Source organism: Cedecea sp. NFIX57, from assembly GCF_900177785.1.
Taxonomy (GTDB): domain Bacteria; phylum Pseudomonadota; class Gammaproteobacteria; order Enterobacterales; family Enterobacteriaceae; genus Cedecea; species Cedecea neteri_C.
Window position 1 is genome coordinate 1 of record NZ_FXAS01000091.1, and the last position, 2,873, is coordinate 2,873.

The 2,873-nt window shown below is 49.4% G+C and carries 2 protein-coding genes and 1 pseudogene; all 3 read right to left on the reverse strand.

Going from position 1 to position 2,873, the window contains the following annotated elements; all coding sequences use genetic code 11:
• Positions 1–93: 93 nt before the first annotated feature.
• Positions 94–252 (reverse strand): annotated as a pseudogene (locus B9Y90_RS25780) (transposase); the annotation flags it as partial.
• Positions 253–302: 50 nt separating this feature from the next.
• Positions 303–635: a transposase gene (locus tag B9Y90_RS25785; RefSeq protein WP_139827510.1), complete on the reverse strand. Its 333-nt coding sequence runs from the start codon at positions 633–635 to the stop codon at positions 303–305.
• A gap of 501 nt (positions 636–1,136) precedes the next feature.
• The gene (locus B9Y90_RS25790) at positions 1,137–2,291 is read right to left on the reverse strand and encodes a hypothetical protein (protein ID WP_085543119.1); all 1,155 of its coding nucleotides are present in this window, start codon (positions 2,289–2,291) and stop codon (positions 1,137–1,139) included.
• Between the last annotated feature and the right edge of the window lie 582 nt (positions 2,292–2,873).

A 2,873-nucleotide genomic window follows, 5' to 3' on the forward strand; every position in this document is an offset into this window, starting at 1 on the left:
GAACGGTCAGTGTAATAAAAAGAAGTCAGGGCGCGTTAGGAAATAACGCGTTCATGTTCCTCCGGAACCATCGTTCATCTTCGCCAGAATACGCAGCCGTAGCCATTTAAAGATGACGTTATCATTAACGCCGTTTTCACGGGCAATCTGAGCAACGCAGGCTCCAGGACGGGAAGCCAGTTCAACCATACGGAGCTTGAAGTCATTGGGATAATTTTTACGGGGTTCTTTTCGCCAGGATTGAGATTCCATACTTAGATGTCCGTCTGTAACAGGTGGGCGTCTAAGTTACCAGTACTGGCTTAATGGCTACATACGGCGCTGGCTTTACGCTTACCATTCAACGGGCATTGCCCGGAACCGGTATCTGATGCTGCCGGTTCAGATACGATCTCGACAGGTAGCAGTGAAAGCTCTGAAGGTGGGGTGACGGTCGCAGGCAGGCGACGTGATACCCGCCCCTCGTTTTGCCACATGCGTAGCCACTTAAAAATCAGATTGTGAGCAACACCGTTTTCGCGGGCGATCTTAGCAACATTGGCATCAGGTTGAGACGCCAGCTCAACGATACGAAGTTTAAAGTCATTAGAATAAACAGTGCGGGATTCAGTTCGCCAGTCGGCAGTATTTCCCATGAATAGAACTCCTTCTAAATTAGATGGAGCTCTAAGCTATCGATCCCGGAACCAGAATCACAGGCGGCAATGGCTGGACGCTTACGCGGTATGTACATGAAAGCCAGTATAAAATACGGCGATGAGGGTGGAAAGGACTTCGGCTGCGAAGCAGACGAGCTCACGCCACAGGCGTGCTACCGTTCACCAGTACATTTAAGACTGGCTTCATATTGAGGCCAGTTGGTGACGGTGAATTTAGCTTTGGGGATATGATGACGCTTTCCGGCGTTATGTTTATATGTGGCATGAGTGCGTATCCGTGGAAATCCACCACCACAATGACATAACTTAGCCATCCGTGCACCAACGCCGCGCGCCGCTGATAAAGTTGTGGGCCTGAGACTCGGGGACGGGGGTGGTCATGGGGAAACACTCCTGAAAAGGGCTGGGAAAGGGAGGACGAAGGTGGCTGCCGGCGGCAGAAAGGCGGGCGGGACCACGCGGCCCCGCCCCGGGCCGTTAGCCTTTACCCGTGACGGTCGGTTTACCGTCCTGGCTGCTGCAGATCACCTGAATATGCTGGTTATGTCCCACGTTATCCGTAATAACCACGGTCCCCGTCAGAGTGTTCACAGTGTTGATGGTAAAATCATCATTCTGAATCTTAATGCTCGCCTGTATAACAAAAATATCCTGCGTGTTATGGTTCAGTCCGTGAGATTCAGACAGGATTGCGACAGGATGAGTGACCTCAACGGACGGACTGCCATGCTCCGACGGCAGATAAGGTTGAATCGTGATCCCCTGGCCCTGATGGGGAACGATCCAAGCGTTGTAACTGGTCTCATGCTTGTTTTCGCCCGGCTTCTCTTGGGTAAATTGCGATGAGGCAACAGGAGGGACGCTGGTTTTCAGAACACTACCCCGCTGGGAATAAGAAGACTCGACTGTCAACCTGAGGGGGGTGTTATCCTGCAGCATGCTGTGACGGAGCTTCCAGGTGACTGACTTTCCCGTCACGGCGCTTTCATAAAATTTGCTGCCCTTCAGGATCATATTGTCGTGGAGAGGGATGTCCGACATCCCTTCCTGTGTAACTTTCCATGCAGAAGGGTTAGTGTAATCAATGGCTGGCATCACGGTTAAACCGACGGACGCATGGTCCCCTGAGGAGACATTGTTATTCCCCGGAGTAGATTCATTGTTCAGGGCCAAGTATGCCCCCAGTTTAAACTCTTTCTGGACGGAAAAGGTATTCTCCGTTTTCACGTAAAACACGACCTCGGAAACGTCACTGCTGTCAGCGTCAGGCCTGGTGGCATGATTTTTACCGTAAAAGCCAAGCGTATTACTGTTCTTCTGTGTTTCTGCGAAAAGATCCTGGTTGCTGTCCCCCCATAGGTAACAGCCACGGTACCGAATCCCTTTGTGCACTGAAACGTCATAGAGATAGATATGCTTTTTCAGCGATTCACTGATGTCTTTATTGTTACTGGATTTATCGAGGAATTTAAACCGGACCCGGACCGGAATATTATTTTCGCCATTGCCGAAAATACTGGCGTCACGTTCTGAGGACTCAGGGAAATCAACCTCAAGGGTTTCAATCTGGATATCCTGGGCGTTCAGGAATACAGGGGTATTTAACGCCGCAGCGTCTGAGGAATGCGTCATCATCATCTTCCTTTTGATAGTGATTAATGTCCGGTTAACTTCAGAAAAAAATAGCTAATTACGATTGTTTTTTTATCGCCCCCCCGGTTTTAAATCAAATAAGAAAAACTGGGGAAAGAATGAATTTTATTTCAACCGGGCGTGGGTTCCGGATGGCTGGACCGTTATTATCCGCGTCAGTGCATTCTGAAATATCAACTGGTAGCGGGTTTTCCCACAGGGTAGAATTTGTCTGCAGCCCTTGTGTCAACAGGGATTTGCGTTTGCTCTGCCCGCAGCCATAAAATCCTCATTCTTTGACGGTGATTATGGCAAGAAACCAGTCTGAACAAGCTATCCCGGTCCAGTTGACCTTTCTGCAGTTCCAGGAATTTATCTTCCCCCACCTGGTGACTCCCCGCCGTGGGCCCTCTCCAAAAATCAGCAGTTTTAAGATATTCAACTATATCCTGCTGATACTTTACCTCAGTAAGCGTCACATTTAGACTGTTCTGGTCAAGTTAATCAGGACACTTTTTTATCAGACATCTGTTCATAGCGTACCGGAGATATTTCCCCGTTCGCCGTATGATTTCTGTCAAG

Coding starts and splice junctions, on each gene's coding strand:
- B9Y90_RS25785 (WP_139827510.1), bottom strand. CDS start 635: ATGGGAAATACTGCCGACTGGCGAACTGAATCCCGCACTGTTTATTCT.
- B9Y90_RS25790 (WP_085543119.1), bottom strand. CDS start 2,291: ATGACGCATTCCTCAGACGCTGCGGCGTTAAATACCCCTGTATTCCTG.